This is a genomic window from Novosphingobium sp. ERW19 (assembly GCF_012641315.1).
Classification (GTDB): domain Bacteria; phylum Pseudomonadota; class Alphaproteobacteria; order Sphingomonadales; family Sphingomonadaceae; genus Novosphingobium.
In genome coordinates, this window is sequence record NZ_JABAIC010000020.1 from 1 (window position 1) to 17,719 (window position 17,719).

8 protein-coding genes are annotated in these 17,719 nt (G+C 60.7%); 5 read left to right on the forward strand and 3 right to left on the reverse strand.

Going from position 1 to position 17,719, the window contains the following annotated elements; all coding sequences use genetic code 11:
* The 5 genes from trbC to HGI46_RS21120 all read left to right on the forward strand — a co-directional run.
* The coding region (gene trbC, locus HGI46_RS21100; RefSeq protein WP_168905734.1) for a type-F conjugative transfer system pilin assembly protein TrbC at window positions 1–649 on the forward strand (649 nt) is incomplete at its 5' end.
* Complete coding sequence (locus HGI46_RS21105; RefSeq protein ID WP_168905735.1) at window positions 646–2,370, forward strand: conjugal transfer protein TraN; 1,725 nt, start codon at window positions 646–648, stop codon at window positions 2,368–2,370. The genes trbC and HGI46_RS21105, both read left to right, overlap by 4 nt.
* Window positions 2,354–3,205: a conjugal transfer protein TraF gene (locus tag HGI46_RS21110; protein ID WP_168905736.1), complete on the forward strand. Its 852-nt coding sequence runs from the start codon at window positions 2,354–2,356 to the stop codon at window positions 3,203–3,205. Before HGI46_RS21105 ends, HGI46_RS21110 begins: the two co-directional genes overlap by 17 nt.
* Before the next feature lies 1 nt (window position 3,206).
* Entirely contained in the window at window positions 3,207–4,643 is a 1,437-nt protein-coding gene (locus HGI46_RS21115) for a conjugal transfer protein TraH (protein ID WP_168905750.1), read from the forward strand.
* Window positions 4,644–4,676: 33 nt separating this feature from the next.
* Complete coding sequence (locus HGI46_RS21120) at window positions 4,677–7,379, forward strand: conjugal transfer protein TraG N-terminal domain-containing protein (RefSeq protein WP_168905737.1); 2,703 nt, start codon at window positions 4,677–4,679, stop codon at window positions 7,377–7,379.
* A 9-nt stretch (window positions 7,380–7,388) separates the two neighbouring features.
* Here the strand turns inward: HGI46_RS21120 and HGI46_RS21125 are convergent, their stop codons facing one another.
* The 3 genes from HGI46_RS21125 to HGI46_RS21135 form a co-directional block, all read right to left on the reverse strand.
* A complete protein-coding gene (locus HGI46_RS21125; RefSeq protein WP_168905738.1) occupies window positions 7,389–7,619 on the reverse strand; it encodes a hypothetical protein in 231 nt (76 codons plus the stop codon).
* A 101-nt stretch (window positions 7,620–7,720) separates the two neighbouring features.
* Entirely contained in the window at window positions 7,721–10,408 is a 2,688-nt protein-coding gene (locus HGI46_RS21130; RefSeq protein WP_168905739.1) for a DEAD/DEAH box helicase, read from the reverse strand.
* Window positions 10,395–17,558, reverse strand: a complete 7,164-nt coding sequence (locus HGI46_RS21135) for a hypothetical protein (protein WP_168905740.1) — start codon at window positions 17,556–17,558, stop codon at window positions 10,395–10,397. The genes HGI46_RS21130 and HGI46_RS21135 overlap by 14 nt, the downstream gene beginning before the upstream one ends.
* Between the last annotated feature and the right edge of the window lie 161 nt (window positions 17,559–17,719).

Here is a 17,719-nt window from a genome sequence, read left to right on the forward strand (position 1 = left end):
GGCCAGTGCCGGTGCCCCCGATGCCGACGCGCTGTCCGCGAATGCCCGCGCCAGAGCCGAAGCCCTGGCGCGGGAAGCGAGGACCAGCTCCGACGAGGCCGAGGCGCACGCCCGCCGCTACACCCGCGAGGCTGCCGCGAACGCGAAGCCTGGTGAGGCCAGCACGTTCGATTTTGACCGGATGGTGGCCGATGCCGGCGCCATGACCAGCGAAGGCATGGGCGAGGCGCCGAGGTTCATCGCCTTTGCTTCGCTATCGATGCCGCCTGCAGCGCTGCGTGCGATGATCGACGACGTGACCAAGGCTGGCGGTGTTGTTGCCTTGCGCGGGCTGCCCGGCAACAGCGCCAAGGCTCTCACGGCGGCATTGGCCAAAGTTGCCAAGCCCGGCGAGCAGCTGGACGGCGTCGGCATCGACCCGCGACTGTTCCGCGCCTTCGGGATCGAGGCGGTTCCCACCTACGTCGTCACCAGCAGCGACTTCGATCTGTGCGACGGGTTCGACTGCCGGACGCAAGTTCCGCCGCACGACCGGATGAGCGGCAATGTCAGCGCAGCTTACGCGCTCGAGACCTTCGCGCGCGGCGGCGGCCCCGGCGCTTTGCTCGCCGCCCACCACCTCGCCCGTCTTGAAAGGCAGGTTCCATGAAACGATCGGTCCTCTCTCTCGCTGGCGTGGGCGCGCTTCTGCTCACCCTCGTCGGCCCGCTCCACGCCCAAACCACAACCGATGCTGCCAAGGCCGACGGCAAGGCTTTCGGGCGGGACAAGGCAGCCTCGGCGCAAAGCGCGGCAACGACGAACCCGGATGCGAGCCGCATTCCCAATTTCGGCGGCACGCCGAGCCAGTCGGGTTACTTCGACGATCCTGACCGGATGAGCCGCGAAGCAGCGAGCCAGGCGACGACCAACACCGGCTACAAGGCCATGCGGGATTCGATGGACCGGCGCGCCCGATTTGCGCCGCAGGATCTCGATGCAACGATCGCGCGCAGCAATGTGATCAGCGATGACCCGCTCGCCTATACGAGCGGAATGGCCATCGGCGGCTCACAGGGACGCTGCGTGCCCTTGCCGCCGGCCAGCGGAACCGCGGCGCGCTACATGGCGACCTGCAATGTTGGCTTTACCGCAACACAGGAAACACGGACCTGCCCCGTGACGTTGACCGCGCGTGTCGAGCAGCGGCAGATCTACGGCTACTACTGTGTTGGTGGTAGCGGGGTCGACCCGGCTTCGATCTACAACTGCAACCGCTACCCCGCGCCGCAATGCACGGTCACGCAGTCCTATCCGATCAACCTGTGCGATCCTTATTTCGGGATCTACTGGGGCTGTAACTCGGGCGATCTGCGGGTCGATCTCGTCAGTTGCACGGCGCCGGTCGATGGCGCGACGCCCTACACGGTGACAGGCGAGAACGTCGTCACGACCACGCGCGATGAAAGCCAGTGTGCTGGTCTTGCGGCTGATACCTCGTGCCAGCAGGACACCGAGACGTGCATGGACAGCGATCCGGTGACCCGCATCGTCGATGGCATCGCCGTGACGCAGCCGTGCTGGGCGTGGAGCCGCAATTACAGCTGCGCGCAGTTCACCGAGGCACAGGACTGCCAGACACTTGAAGCCACTCCGGGCTGCAAGCTGGTGCGCGAAGACTGCCTCGCGGGCGAGCCCTGCCGCACCTGGGAGCGGGTCTATGATTGCCCGGTTCCAGACCAGCCTGCGAACACCAACCAGTTCATCTGCGACGGTGATGTCTACTGCATCGATGGCTCGTGCGAGACCATCCAGCGCGAGGCCAACGACGAGTTCAAGGATGCGGCCGTCGCCTTGAACGCGATGAACCAGGCGCGCCGCGAATTCGATCCGGACAACCTCACTCTGTTCAAGGGGACCCGGGAAAGCTGCTCGTCCAAGGTCTTCGGCGTGCTCAACTGCTGCAAGGGCAAGGGTTTCCCGCTCATCCCGGGCATCCAGCTGCTCGTGGCGCTGGGCTGCAGCCGCGAGGAGATGCTGCTGCATCAGAAGGATGCGCAGGGTCTGTGCGCCTACGTCGGCACTTATTGCTCGTCCTCCTTCCTTGGCGTGTGCCTGACCAAGCGCAAGGTCTACTGCTGCTTTGAATCCAAGCTCACGCGGATTCTGCAGGAGCAAGGCCGCCAGCAGCTGAACAAGCCCTGGGGCAAACCGAAGACCGAGCAATGCCAGGGCTTCACCATCGACGAGTTCGCCCGGCTCGACCTCTCGAAAATGGACTTCAGCGAGGTCTACGCCGAGTTTACCGACGCCGCCCGCCTGCCTGACGAGCTGCAGGCAACCCAGGACATCCAACAGAAGATCGAGGACTACTATGCCCGCGCCCGCTAGTAAGGTCGCGTGGCGGCTGCTTGCCGCCTGCGCGATTGCCAATTCCGTTTTCCAGTTTTCTCCGGCGACCGCCCAGCCGGTCGCAAGCCGGACCGATGCGCCGCCCAGCGCACAATCGGCCGAGCGCCAGGATAGCTTCTATTGCGAGGAGCGGCGGCTCGGATACTGGTTCTACTGCGAGCGGCCCAAGCCGACGGAGCAGAATTCGCCCTCGCCCGCGCCTGCGGCCAGCGCGACCAGCCAACTTGACGCGATCACGGCGACGTTGCGCGAACTGAAGGCCAAGGCGATCCTCGAGCCGACGCCAGCAAATGTGACGGCCTATATCCGCTTCCAGCGCGCCCAGCTCGACCGGGCATCCCTCTTCAGCGACGTCTGGCAGCGGGCGATCTGGCAGGATCCCGAGCTCGACTACACGCTGCAGCGCCCGGTCTCGACACTTGGCAAGCGCCAGTGGCAGGATTCGCGAAGCGCGGAACGGAACGCTGCGATGGCCCAGCTTTCCGAGCGCTACGGGTTGTTCTACTTCTTCGCCCAGAGCTGCGGCGCCTGCGAAGTCATGTCGCCAATCGTGCAGAGCGTTGCCTCGACCTGGCATATCGCCGTGCGCGCGATTTCGACCGACGGCGGCCCGTCGCGGCATTTCCCGAACTACACGGTCGAGACCAACCAGCGCAGCCGCATGGGGCTCGAGCCCAAGATCACGCCAGCGGTCGTGCTCTGGGACGCGCAGACCGGCCGCCCCATTCCGATTGGCTACGGCGTCATGAGCGCCGACGAGCTTCAGGACCGGATTTACCTCCTCACATCGAAGGAAGCTGGACGTGACTACTAGGTTGAAAACAGCCGTCGCTGCGCTTCTTGCAGCCACCATCCCCATCGCCCTCCCGCTGTCTGGCGCATCGGCCGACGTCGGCAGTTCGATGGACTCGTTTCTGAACGACGTCGGAGGCGCTGCAAACGTCAACGGACCGACCGCGTTCCAGGGGCAGTCGGCCGGCTATTACAGCCTCGGCAATGTCTGGACGCGGTTCCCGCAGAAGACCACCAACATCGCCAATCTGCAGCTGCCGCGCGCCCGCGCCGGTTGCGGCGGCATCGACATCTTCGCCGGGTCCTTCAGCTTCATCAACGCCAGCGAGATCGTCGCGATGCTGAAGGCAGTCGCGAACAACGCTGTCGGCTTTGCCTTCAGCCTGGCGATCGACACGGTCTGCCCGGAATGCTCGAAGATCATGCAGGAGTTCAGCCAGAAGGCTCAGCTCATGAACAACCTCAACATCAACTCCTGCGAAATGGCGCAGGGTCTGGTGGGCGGGATCTGGCCGAAGGGCGACCTTGCCGACAAGGCGATCTGCGAAGCGATCGGCAACTCCGAAGGGATCTTCACCGACTATGCCGCGGCCAAGCATGGGTGCGGTACCAGGGGGCAGCGATCGAGCACCACCGCGCAAGGCTCGGGCAAGTATGATGACGTCAATCCCGGTGTGCCGCGAAACTACACCTGGACGATCCTCAAGAAGTCGGCGTTCTTCTCGCCTGGCGGCCGCTTCGACGAGGAGCTCGCCGAATATGCGATGACGCTGCTGGGCACGATCATCTACGTGCCCCCCAAGGACGACGAGCCGGGCAAGTTCGTGCCGATCGTCGGCGAGGCATCGTCCACCCTCGTGTCTTCGCTGCTGGATGGCACGGCGAATGGCAATGTCCTAATTTTCGACTGCGACGAGCCGGAAAAGTGCCTCAACCCGGGCTTCAAGTCCCTGAGCCTGCCGGCATCGAAAGCGCTGCGGCCGCGCGTGGCTGCGCTCATCGGCGGTATGGTTCAGGCCATCCGCGACGACACCGCGATCAGCGAAGAGCAAAAGGAACTGCTGCAAGTCGCGTCTATCCCGCTCTACAAGATCCTGACCGTCCAGGCGGCCTATGGCCGGGGCATGCCGACCGACGACCGGGAGACCCTGGCCGAGATCGCCAGTGTCGACCTGCTGTTTGCTGTGCTCGACCGGATCGTGAGCGAGGCGGGCCGCTCGATGTCGAGCTTCATCGGGGCCGACGAAGCCAAGATCGCCATGTGGCAGAATCAGGTCAATGTCGTGCGTCAGGCTCTCGCTGACCGGCAGGCCAACACGCATCTCAAGGTCAATGCGGTGCTGCAGATCATTGAGAAGACGGCGTTCATCGAGAACGTGCTGGCTGCCTCGATGTCGCCCGGAATGGCCGCATCGCTGGACTGGTCGCGCGGCGTCCAGAGCCGCGCCCTCACCCACTGACCGGGCCAACCACATCCAGGCGGGACAACAGACATGGTCGAGATTTTCACGGTCGGTGGCGGGGACTATCTGGTCAACGTCTTCCAGGCGGTCGCCGCCTGGACCGGCAACGGGGGCTACAAGAGCCTGCTCCAGGTGGTGATGGTAATGGGGCTTGGCCTGTCCGCCATCACCCTCGCGTTCAATCAGGACTGGCGCGCCTGGATCAACTGGTTCCTCGGCGCAACGCTCATCTACTCCTGCCTGATGGTGCCGCGGCTCGATGTCCATGTGACCGACCGGCTCAACCCGAGCCTTGCCCCGGCCAATGTCAGCAACGTGCCGCTGGGTCTTGCGTTGATGGCGAGCTTTACCAGCCAAGTCGGCGACTATCTGACGGGCTCGGCAGAAGTTGTGTTCGGCCTGCCCGGCGATCTCAACTATTCTAAGAACGGCATGATCTACGGCGCCCGGCTCTACGATGCGACCCGGTCCTTGCGGATTTCCGATCCGGAGTTTGCTGCCAATCTCGACGAGCATTTCCGGCAATGCGTGTTCTACGACGTCCTGCTCGGCCGCTACTCGATGAAGGAGCTCGCGGAAACCGGCGACATCTGGGCGACAATCGCGCCGGGCAGCCAGGCGCGCGCGCAGCGGTTCCTGACGCGGGATACCGCTTCGGGCCAGGTGAGCTCGAACATCGTGACCTGCCGCGAGGCTTACGACACGCTCAATGCGCAGTGGGACGGCCTCGTCGATGCGATGGGAGCGGTGTTCGGCCGTCAGCTTTACCCCAACCAGACAGCCGCGCTCGCCAAGGCGAAGCTCTTTGCCGACCTGCCGGTGGCCTATCAGTACCTGACTGGCGTCTCGGCCAGCGCGACCGAAATCTTCAAGCAGACGCTGACCATCAACGCGATGAGCCAGGCCATGCATTCGATGTCCGGCACCAGCGGCGCGGGCAATGTCGACGTCTACGCCCAGACCCGCGCCGACATTCAGACCGAGCGGACCTATGGCTCGATTGCGAGCAACGCCATGAAGTGGGTCCCACTCCTGAACGTCGTGCTGACCGTGCTGTTCTATGCGCTGTTTCCGGTGCTCTTCCCGCTTTTCCTGCTTCCCAAGACCGGGCCTGTCGCACTCAAGGGCTATGTGACGGGCTTCTTCTATCTCGCGGCCTGGGGACCCCTGTTCGTGATCCTCCACATGATGCTGATGTACAAGGGCGCGGCTGACATGAGCGCGGTCACGGGCAGCAACGGCCTCAGCCTGGCGAGCTTTACCGGCATGGCCGACGTCAACAGCGATATCGGTCTTCTGGCAGGCTATCTCATCGCATCGGTGCCGTTCCTGGCAGGGGGTGTGGCCAAGGGCGCCATGGCGATTTCTCACCATGCGACGAGCTACCTCAACCCGAGCCAGAACGCGGCCGAGGAAGCTGCCCGGGAGGCAAGTACCGGCAACGTCTCGCTCGGCAACACCAGCTTCGAAAACTCGAGTGTCCTCACCCGCCAGTTCGCACAAGGCACGATCGCGCCGAGCTTCACCTATGGCGCGCCGCAGACGCGGACCTTCAGCGACACCGGGGCAATGACCACGAGCTTCCCGGACGGCAGCTACGATCAGATCCCGACATCCAGCTATCCTTTCACGCCGACGCTGGGCCAGGAGTTCACGGCGCGCCTTTCGACGATGGCATCGCAGGCCCGCGCCAACAGCGAGACCTATGCGAATGTCGCCACGGAATCGACGACAAGCGCGGTCACGAAGTTCCGCGAGCTCAGGGACCAGTTCAGCCGGGGCGCATCCTTCGAGAGCGCGACCGGCACCTCGGACTCCGACAGCATCCAGACCGCATTCAGCGAGGTCGATCAGGCATCGACCAGTCTGCAGCGGCAATTCGGGCTGTCGCGCAGAGCGGCCGATGACATATCTACGGCATGGTTCCTCGGCGGTGAGGCCGGGGCAAAAGCTGGGATTTCTAATGGCGTGCTCTCGGGAAGCGTAGGAGCGAAGGGCGGTGGGACACGCACATGGACCGACAGCGACATCGGCATCGCATCCGAAGACCGTTCCCGGATCTTTGGAAGCCTGTCCCAGATGTCTGACAGCCGCAATTGGTCGAGCACCCGCGATGGGTTCGTCCGCTCGGTCAGCACCTCATCAAGCTCGTCGATCTCGAGCACCGCGAGTGGCATGAGCGCATCGCTGACCGAAGCGCAGAGCTACAGCCGGGAGGCACGCCGAGCTGAGGAGCTCGCCAACCGGCTCGAAAGCCAGGCGTCCTTCTTCGAAGGAAACAGCGCTGCAGGCAGCCTCAATTTGTCCCAAGCCTACCGCGAATGGGGTCTCAGCGAGATCGAAAGCAACCGCGATTTCTATGGCAATGCGCGGTTTGACGATGTCACTTTCCAGCTCAGCCCGGAAGGCCAAGCATTGCAGGCAAAGTTCATCGAAAGCTATGCCGAGCAGCTTCGCGACGGGATCGACGATCGTCTCGTACTCGCCCCAGGACTGCCCGTATCCCGACCGGCTATCTTAAGCGCAGGCTCAGTGCGCGGCCGGGCACAAACCGGCGGCGGAGGTTCCGGTTCAGTGCCTCGGGTGGGGGGCGGCGATCTTCGTGAAGAGGTGCAAAGGGCTCAGGCGGCCGGTCGCCAGAAGATTACCGGCTCTAGGGGACGTCTGGACGCGATCACCAAGGGAGCTCAAGGTGCCAATGCAGAAGCAGCGGATGATGTGAAGGAGTGGTGACTTGAACGGTCACCACAGGCCGAAGGACGCTCCAGCCAGAAACGCGAAAACTGCGCCAATGACAATAAGGCCGATTATCGTCAGCTTGCGCCCCCAAGGGTCGGCCCACGACTTCTTGATCCTGTACTCAATTAGGCGATTCTCAAGTAGCGCCTGATCAAGCTCCGACAGACCCTCCCAATTCCGGGATGCAGGTCGGTTGCCAGGATCGATGTCAAAGTTGTTCATGATCGCATTCATCTCGCCGCTCCTTGGAACATAGCAGAAACGAGGACAGTAACCAGCAAAACATGCCCCGCACCGGGGAGTGCGCAGCCTCTCCTCCAATTCGGTCTAGGCCGTCACGTATCGGCACCTTGATCCGTCAAGAGCATTAACTCGCTTCGGATGCCTGGACGGGTCATCATGTCCGCGACAGTTGGCAAACTTTGCGACATTGCATCAAGGAGATCGGCCTCTAATGCCCGCATTTGCGAGATATCGATTTCAGGCGGCTTCGGACTGTCCGAGCGACCTAACGAGTTCAATAACTGAAGGACTTCCCAATCTCGAAGAATATGGACCTGAGCTGCGTTATCGCGCCAAGCACCTAGGATAATTCGAGTAACCGAGTGGTCCTGGCCAGTGACCTGATCCTCAACTGAAGCGATAAGCAAAGGAGCGGGCAATCGCGTGCAGGTCGCCAGAGCCGATTGGAGGTTTTCCCCTTCCTTCAGCGCTCGATCGAAAAGCGTGTGCCCCACACCGACAAGACGGACTGGGCCTTCGCCATTGCCTAAGCGAGCATTGCGATCGAACAGGAGCCCCTTGTACCGATCCTGCATGGCGTAGTCTTCGTCGGCCCATTTCTCCGGCGTCAGAACGTCTAGACCATCGTCCCTCCGGAAAATGCGCCGCCCTTTCGATTCCATCACCATCGAGAAGAATCGTTCGAGATCAGGGAGATCAACCTGCGGAAGATTTCTTCCAACCTGGGCAAAGTCAAAGCGAGTAACATTGCCAAGCATGGTCTTGACCTTATCGACTAGGTCTTCTCCGCCAATGGTCGCCGATTCCCGGTCGAACCATCGATCGAGGCTCTCTCGCGGCTGGGTCTGGCCTGCAGCAAAAATCTTCTCAAAAGCGCTTGGACCAGTCATGCCAATGACGAGCTGGCTGATGTCTTCTCGCTCATCCATTGCCTCGTCCAAGGTGCGCTGGATTCGCTCGAGCTTGGCGTTCAGGAGGTCCCAAATGCGCGCCTCCACCGTGTCTGGGTTCCTCAGAATGAACACTTGAACCGGCCTTGTCTGTCCGTAGCGCGACAGACGGCCGACACGCTGATGAAGCCGCATGGGATTCCAGGGCATGTCGACATGAATGAGCGTCGCGCAGCGCTCCTGAAGATCGATCCCTTCGCCCGCTGCCTCGGTTGAAACCAGAAAGCGGATCGTGCCTTGGTTGAAAGCTTCCGCTGCCGCATCGCGCGACCAACTTTTCGGGCCCCGCGAACCGTCCGCCTTGGTGACTTCATCCAAGCGTTCATCACCGTTGATGAAGCCGCAGCAACCGTGACCAAATCGAGCATGCAGGGCATCAACCACGAGAGCCTGGGTTGCCTTGTATTCGGTGAAGAGCAGCACTGGCTCACCGGTGGGCAAATCGCTCGCGATGAGATCAACTAGTCGCTCGATCTTCCGCTCTTGCTGAATGGGGGCGGCCAACGCAAGCAGCTCATCAAGGCGAGCGATCTCGCCCTCCATGAGTTCGGCGAGCATCTTGCCCCACGCCTCTTCGTCAGCCCGCGCGCGATCGTCCAATGTCTCGTCGTCATCACCTTCCGTTATGGACACAGAAGGCGTACGAGCCTGCTCAGCAACATCTGCCAGTTTCGCGCGGCGTTTGGTCAAAGCGCTTCGGATCGCAGCAATCGAACTCGCCGCTAGCTTCTGGAGTGCTATGAGCAAGAGCATCCTCGCGGATTGGGCCCGCCCATCGAGGGTCGATGCATAGGCGCGCCCATCAATGATGAATGCACTCAGCGTTTCGTAGAATGCGCTCTCTGCTGCACTAAAGGCATATTCCCTTGTTTCCACCGTGACCGGCGTGAAAAGGCGGTTCCCTTTGAGGTCGGTAACGGTCGCCTTGTTGTTACGGATCATCACATCCGGCAGCTTGGCCAGTTGCTCGTCGATGTCGCGCTCAGGTCCGAACTGATCCGGATCGAGGAGGCTCAACAATGACAGAAAGCCGAAGTCCTTGCCCCGATGCGGCGTGCCAGTGAACAGAAGAAGAGAACGGATTCTGTGCCTTTCCTCCAGCGCGCGAAGGAGCTGAAAGGAAAGGGTCTCTCCTGTGCGTTCATCCGCGTGCAAATGATGCGCTTCATCGACCACGACCGCGTCCCAAGGATCGGCCGCAAGAAACCGGCTGCCTTCAGCCCGTCCGTCGGCGACTTCCCGGCGCAGCGTGTGGACCGACGCCACCACCATGTTTGCCGTATCCCAGAAATCCACAGCAGGTGTATCAACGGAGCGATCGTAGACCTGCAGGCGGATATCAAACATCTGCCGCAGGCGTTTCTGCCATTGGGGCACTAGCTTTGCTGGTGCCAATACCAGCAGGCGGCGAATTTGAGCCCGAGCAACCAGAGGCATGAGCACCAGACCGGCTTCGATCGTTTTACCCAACCCCACGTCATCGGCGACCAACCAGCGGAACGGGAAAGTTCGATTAACCTTGTGACAAACCCAGAGTTGATGCGGGAGCAGCTGGACACGTGATCGAGAAAACACCCCCCACTGATCGTTAACGGACCGGATTGCCATGGCGCTAGCGCGCATCAATGTCTCCGCACTGTCGTCAAAAGTCCCCGTCGACAGCGCTTGATCTAGCGACCGAGCAAGCGTGAGTTCTGAGCGAAGAACCTGCTGGATCGTCGCGCCGAAACGCGCAACAACGAATTCTCCTGCATCGGCAATAACTTGGCCCACGCCGTGGCGTGGGTGAGTGACTCTTGCGTCAGCGGCTAGTGCTTCAGGCATCGTCATCTTCTGCATCGTCCCAGTTGTTGTCTGGCCACTCGTCGACGTCTGCATCGTGAAGAATCGACACCAGGTCATCGCGGTGCTTGGCAAGTGTGATCACGTGCAGTGGCAAATCACCATCGCCATCGAAATGAGCGGCATCACCAATGCGACGCTCTACCGCCCCATACAGGGCGCGTCCCTCGTCGATGCCACGCTCAAACTGGCCCATGCCGAGCGTGTAAGCGAGGCGGCGGACGCGTTCCGCCGCACTCCAGCCATAAGGCATGATCTGCTCGAATTGCGCCTGAGAATAGATACCTTTGCGGCCCAATTCGCGCACAAGCCAGTTGGCGCCAATGCCAAGCGACCTAGCTAGAGGGGCTGCTTCAATGCCCATACGAGCGGCGACGTGAGAGAATGCCGGTCGCAAATGTCCGCGCAGGCTCACGTCACCCTCTTGGGCGATCACCGCAGGCAATTTGCGGAACAGTCTCTGGTAGCTTTCGAGATGCCGCGCGATCATGCATAGATCAGGAAGGCATCTGCGCCACATCAGGTAGTTTTCATCGGCATCTGGATCGCTCCAGGCTCGGAGGCGCTCGACAAAAGGCCTCAGCTCCTCGTCACAAGGATCGATTGTCGCGAGTTCGTGCCACCAGCCATCTTGGATTGCCTTGGTAACAAACTGCCGGGATTGAGCCGGCTTAACCCTCCCCAGTGTCTGGAAGGTTGCGAGGGAAAGCATGGTGAACCAGGCGGGCTTATCTCCATCAGCGAGGGCTGCTGAGGAAAAATCTTCAGGATACACGGCTCGATCGTAGGCAGCCCGCAAATCCCCATGATTGTCGCGCCACCACTGCGCGATCCTTGAGAGCGCCTGCGCAGCGTCAGGTTGCCAGGGGCTGATTGGATCGACCGGAGTTGAAGGGAGGCCGAATGAATACCCTAGCTTGGCGAGCAACCGGTTCTTCTCGTCTTGCCTCAGCCCGGCCAGCAAAGGGGAGTTGGCGAGTTCGTCGACATTGGGTAGCCACTTTGCCGCGCTCGCCAACAGTGCGACGGTCCGATCATCCGCACCGACCAGATAACGAATGAAGGCTTGCTGGCGTGCGGCGCTGTCACCGGCAGTCTCAGCCCATTTGGCGACAGGTAGCTGACCTGCCTGTTCACGGGCGAAGGCAGCGAGTTCAAAGGCGGCGCCTACGTACTCTGACGAAAGGCGACCCGAAGGAGGAGCGAATGCAGCCCTGCCTTGTTCATCGTTGTCGCCCAGCGGAAACGCTAGAAGACGAATCTGCTGCCAACTTCCATCTTCCGCGAGCCAGAACCGCTCGCGCAGCAACTTGCGGAATTCTGATTGTTCCTCACCGGTCATCGCCTGCGAAACTGCTTCCTCGCAAAGACAGGAAATGCGTCCCGCCAGCCCAGGATCTATGCCCTCGGCTCCAGCAAGGTTTTCGGCCAAGGTCACAACATCCAGTCTTTGACCCGAAGGCAGCCCAACAGATTTCAGAAGCTGTCCTGTTTCCTCGGTGACAACTGCATTCTTGAATTCCACTTCGGCGAGCAAATTCGAGATCGCAGCTTGAGCATCGCGATCGGCAAGGGCTCCCGACAAGCGCCATTTGACATCAGCCGCGCGCGTTGCACCGCCGAAAGCCAGCGGCACCACGGGGCGCTCCGCCCATAGCTTCGCAAGGCCTTGGCCTGACTTGTGTAGTGACTGTTCGGACCCCTGGCTTGCCAGATCTTGTGCAAAAAGCTGCACTAGCTTCCGCCAAAAATCCTCCCGTCCTTCCGGATCGAGACCTGTCGCTCGCGCGAAACTTGCCCAGTCAGCAAGACAATGGTCGTAAAAAGCGATGAGCCGTGGCCCAAGAGCAATGCCAAGCCGGGCAAATCGGCTATCCTTCTCATCGGCCGTGCCAGACAATTGGGTACGCCCCGGGTCAACCGGAAAGCGGCCTTCCAGAAGCCAGCCCCCCCGGCGACGTTCACCAACGAGCGGGACAAGGTGCCAAAACTGCGGCACATCATGCGGAAACGAGTAGGGCCCATTACGTCCGAAGGGCAGGAAGAGCCGAAAATCACTCCCTAAATCGAAGCGCAATACGTGGCGAGTAGCATCGATTGTCAGCCAGCTCACGCCGTCGACAAGAGGATGCTCCTCATGTCGGAACACGGTCTCACCGTCTGGAGCCACCACCTCAATGGATGCTTCCTGACCGAGCGCCGCCAAGAACGGAGCCGCATCCCGAAACGCTTCCCATGCGTCTAGCGCATCTCCTGAACGGCCCGGAGCAACCGGAAGTTCGATGAGAGTCGCTTTGCGCCCCCTGTCATGGAATGGGGTGACCGTCCTGCTTCCCCCTGCCCAATCTGCAGGGATCATGCCTCCCAAGATCCGGATAGCTATGCCTCCGCTGGCGAGGCGAACTTCGTCGGCGAGCATATGCACGGTCTTGAATCCAAGGCCGAAGCGACCGGTTACCCGATCTCCATCTTTGGCAGAGTGATTGATGGCGAGCATATTCGAAAGGTCCCGTCGGTGCCCTTCTTCCTCTGCCTTGCGTGGATCGCTCCCTGGTTGATTGATGGGGCGCCCCCAATGGATCACTCGCAAGCAAGTGATCACTTGATTCTCATTGTAGATCACTTCTACCCGGAAGCGTCCGATACCGTGCCACTGCGCTTGGGCATCGACAGCATTCTGATACAGTTCGAAAACCACGCGATGGGGAGCATAGCCCATCTCGTCGATCTTCTGGCGGGTGGCTTCGAGAAGCTCCCTCGCCCCGTCGTCCGACTGCGCCGCTGCCCAAAGTGCGTTGCGCGCCTTGTCCCGGTCGCGTGGTGCGTCGCGATGATAATCATTCAATGCCGCGCGCATTACCGGCCCGGTCTTGATGCCGGCCAGGCGATCATGAAGCACCTCCTGCAACTCTTCACAGGTGTCTGCGAGCGTGCGCTGATCGCTTGTAAAATAGCTGTCCAAGAGCTCCGACAATGCCGCCTTGTGACGTTCGAAGCCTAGCATCAGAGCCGGCGCCAGTTTTTTAACGAACTGATCCAACAACAGCCGCGCATCGGCTTCATCGGATGGCGATACCGGTCCGATCACGAGGTCATAGACGTGTCGATAGCCATATTCGTCGCGCTCAATTCCTCTCTGGATACAATCCAGCAGCAGCGCATCGTCTTTGCCAGACAGTGGAACTGTGCAGTCCGTTCCAGCAGCTGACCGCACCGTGACCTGCCCATGTTCCGGCAGCTCGACTGCAAAACGCAGTTCAGCAAGCCGGTCCAAATTTGCGTTAGTCAAGCCACGGTGTTCGTCGGCCAAACTGTCAAGATCATCGCAAATGCGGTGGAATGATCGCTGCCCTTCCCATCTGGCTGCGAGCGACTGGATCCTGTCATCACGACCAAGCATCGCCAGAGCTAGCAGAATCCCATCATGCACATCGTACTGGCTGACTGGAGTGAAGGCGCGCTCGACACTCTCGAGCCAGTCCACCTTCGCAGACTTGCTTGCTGGAATGGTGTCTGTCTTTTGATCGTCGGGCTGTTCCAGTTTGCCAGCATAATCGTGTGCGAGTAGCGCCGCAGGGTCGATACCTGCTGCTCCTAGCGCAACCCTGTCTGCCCTGCTGAACCCACCGGCTTCGGTCGGTACAAGGAGATCGGGCGGCAGATAGCTGGACGCATGCGTCAAAGCACGCAGATTTCGGGCAAATGTTGAGCGGTAAAGGCGCCGTGCTGCTTCAGCATTCGTGCCGAGCCCGCTCAGTGCAGCCATTGCATTCATTTGAGCAACGGTGCCGGCAAGAGAGGGCGCGTTAAAAACTTCAGCCATCCCCGCGATGACCTCATCGGCCACGCCGTCGCGAAGAGCCGCAGAGATCAGAGGCCACGCTTCTGCATCAAGGCCAACATTCGCGGCCGCCAGCTTCGCTAGCTCATCTAGGTGCTCGACGACATCAAGGCAAAGGCCGGTGGCTCCGTGGTCAGCGGCAAGGCGGGCGGCAAAGAGAAATGACTGGGATCGATCGGGTCTTAGCCTCGCCAAGTGCCGCCGCACACTTTCTTCGCGAAGGGAGCCGGGAAGCATACTTGCGAACAGAAGTCCGGCTTGGTCGATAATCAGCTCCTGAAGCGCATGTTCAGCATCTAGAGGCAGGTCGAGGACTTTGGTCGGCGTCCAAGCATTCCCGTCCGCAGCAATCCAGGCGGTCGCCTGAAGCTTTTCTATCAGATCATCAGGCACTTGCTCGATTGCGCCCAATGCTGAAGCAATTTCCGAGGTAAACTGATGGGGATCTGGCGCGGACAATGCTGTGCGGATCGCGGCTTCAGGTCCCCAGCGCCCGATAAGCCTGTTTTGAACCGCCGCTGCTAAAGGATCGCCCCAAAGCTCGACCAGACGGGTAAATGGCAAGAGCGTAGGTGCAACATCCGAAACACGACCGCTGAACAGATCAGTAGCCGGAAGAAGGGGTTCATGCTGGTCGGATCGGTGCAAGGGCAGCGACTTCAAGATATCGTCATCGATCCCTGACTTGAGCAATGCCATAGCCTTGGAGTCGTCCATCGGCGGCATGGTGCCGGCACACTGCGCATCGCGAAGCCATGCGCCTAATTCGGCAAGATCGATCCGTCGCAGGCCAATGTGATCGCGCAATGCCTTTTTCAGTTCCGCCGCAGTCGCGGACGATACGAGGCGATCTTCCCTGTCCTGCAACAGCGCCAGTACCAGATCATCGAGTATCCCACCGAGCTCATCGAGCTCAATCAGATTGACGTGCGAAGGCAAAGCCTGATCTCGCGCGACAAGGCGCCGCAACTCCTCGCGGGGAGCATCGGCACCGAGCAGTTCAGCAAGCTCGCCACACTTGCCTGGATCCCCGAAGCGATCAACCTGCCGCAAGACTGCCAGGAGGCAATCGGCCTTCTTGGCCGAGGCCAAATCCCCCAACCCGCCATCTTTCAATGTAACCCGGTAAATCGGGGGTGACAGGACTGCGCCAGCGAGCACGACCAGCTCCCGATTTGGTGCCGCATCGAACAGCAAACCCTTTCGCTTCAATCCCGCGATGGCGCCCAAAGATAGCCGCACTTCCTCTTCGGCTTGCATCAAGCGCGCCGGAATGACCTGCAATTCGCTACCCCGACGATCCGCCGCCAATGCGTCGAGCGATGGACCGTTTCTCAAGAGATGCGATATCAGCGTCGACGCTTCCTGCGCTACGGTTCCTCGAGATGACAAAAAGGGTTCGGCGGCGGTCAACAGTTCGATTGTTTCGTTCAGCCCCAATTGCCGGGACATCGCCCCACCCTGCTCCGACCACGCAGCTTTAACCGGAATGCTACCTCCAGCGGCAGCCAAGGCTTTCAGGAGCTCACGATTTTCTACGCTCGGCGGAAGAACCAAGATGCGATCCTCCGGGAGGCGTCGGACAAGCGGCCTGAGCTTGTCAGCAGTAGCGAAACTTTGCTCGACCATGGCGATGGCGCTGCGGCAAGTTTCGACTAACGCCATCCGCGTTGCTTCGCCGGGCTGCGCGCCCTCGAGCACCGTCGCCAGCGTTTCGGCGATCTGCCCTTTTTGGAAGGCAGCGGGTCCGGCAAGGCGCACCAGGTCAGCAAGCTGCGCATCAGGCCAGTGTGGATCAGCATCAGCCAAGACCGTGCCGAATGCCAAAACGATGCCATTTTCGCTGCACCACTCCTCGAGTCTAGGAAAAGCGGCCTTGAGGCGGGCAATCGAGGTTGCATCGCCTCTCGTCACCGGACGCAGTGAGTCACCGGCGCAAACCCGCCAGCTTTCCGCCTTGTCGCCCGTCCAGCACCGGGCAAGAGCCCTGCCCTGGCAGGATTCCACACGGTGCTCATTCCACCATCGCGTGCGCTGCAATGCTCGGATCAGCGCATGACGCTCTGCATCGCTGGGTAAGCTGGGCAAGGTATCTGCAATCGCATCGAGCAGCAGCGGCAGCGCCGCCTCGCGGCGGAGCGCCTGGTTCCAACGGGTTTCGATATGATCGTCTTCACGAAGTTTTCGCCGGTCACTCGACACGAAGAAATAGCCGTGCACGAGCAGATCGATATTGTCCGTTCCGCGTTCGAGTGGCTCGGCAAACAGAGGTTCACCTAGCGGCAAGTAAACAGCATTACGCAACCGCAAGTGGCCCAAACCTTCACGGGTAGCAGATCGGCACAGGATTACTGCACCATGCGGATTCGCCTTGGGCGGTATGAGCTTACCGTGGATGTCGAACACCTTGTCCCATCCATCGGCCGTCAACAGTCGAGCAGCTTGCCCATCATGCTTCCATTGCTGGCGTCCGCTGAACGAGAGCTCGAACCCAGCTCCCTCGACGTTACCGTCAATGCTCGGGGCCCCGCTCCCCACACCTGGGCCAGACAAGCGCTGGGCACCGCTACGCAGGGAGATCCGGCGCACCTCGCCCGAGACTGGTATGATCTCCACGCTCTCCAGATTGCGGAGGCAGCACAATGTCGCGGCCAATTCCTCACCATCGAGGATATCTGAGATCGCACCATCAGGGTGCCAGTTCGTATCTGACAGGCAAAGCGCAGCCCCGGGACGCAGATGTGGGGTGCGCAGCGGCAGGAACAGCGCCATGCCCCGCTCCATTCCTAGCGCCGCTGCCTTATCGAGTAGCATTTTGGCTTCGGTTGCAGAAAGCTGAGGCCAGTCGCGATGGGCCGCATTAGCTTCAGCAACCTGTTCCCATGGATTCATGATCAGCGTTTGCGGTCGGCCTTCGCGATCCTCAACCCGGCCAAGCGCAATGAACGCGTCGCACAGATGATAGACTGATTTTTGTCCTAGACCGAACCGCCCTACTGCCGACCGTTCATCCGCTTTGCTCCCGCCGCTGGCGCGGGTAATCGCGTCCATATGGCGGGCAAGGACGGGACCATCATTTGCGATAATCAGCCCAGGGGTTCGGAGCAGTGGGTTAGTCGCTTCATCGAATCCAGCGTGACCGGCCACAACCATCCGGCGAGCACCCGCGTCTTCGGCGTTCTGGAGCAGCTCCTTGAAGATCGTGAAGCCCGAGGCATACCCCTCCCGCAAAATCTGCTGCAGGCGAAGAATGTCGCTTTCCGCTGAATGCACTAATCCGCTGGATCTGATCTCCATCTCGGTTGGATCAGATCCGAGTACGTCAGAACCGGTCGCACTTCCCTCGGTCACATAGCCCCCTTCAGCAGCTCAACCACATTTTCGCCGTGAACCACTGACTTTGACGTGCACACAATACGTTATGAGCACTGACGTTTGCCCCAGGGAAAACAAAGATT

What these genes read in the sequence shown, in the direction of transcription:
- HGI46_RS21105 (WP_168905735.1), top strand. Translation starts at nt 646, where the DNA reads ATGAAACGATCGGTCCTCTCTCTCGCTGGCGTGGGCGCGCTTCTGCTC.
- HGI46_RS21110 (WP_168905736.1), top strand. Translation starts at nt 2,354, where the DNA reads ATGCCCGCGCCCGCTAGTAAGGTCGCGTGGCGGCTGCTTGCCGCCTGC.
- HGI46_RS21120 (WP_168905737.1), top strand. Translation starts at nt 4,677, where the DNA reads ATGGTCGAGATTTTCACGGTCGGTGGCGGGGACTATCTGGTCAACGTC.
- HGI46_RS21125 (WP_168905738.1), bottom strand. Translation starts at nt 7,619, where the DNA reads ATGAATGCGATCATGAACAACTTTGACATCGATCCTGGCAACCGACCT.
- HGI46_RS21130 (WP_168905739.1), bottom strand. Translation starts at nt 10,408, where the DNA reads ATGACGATGCCTGAAGCACTAGCCGCTGACGCAAGAGTCACTCACCCA.
- HGI46_RS21135 (WP_168905740.1), bottom strand. Translation starts at nt 17,558, where the DNA reads ATGGAGATCAGATCCAGCGGATTAGTGCATTCAGCGGAAAGCGACATT.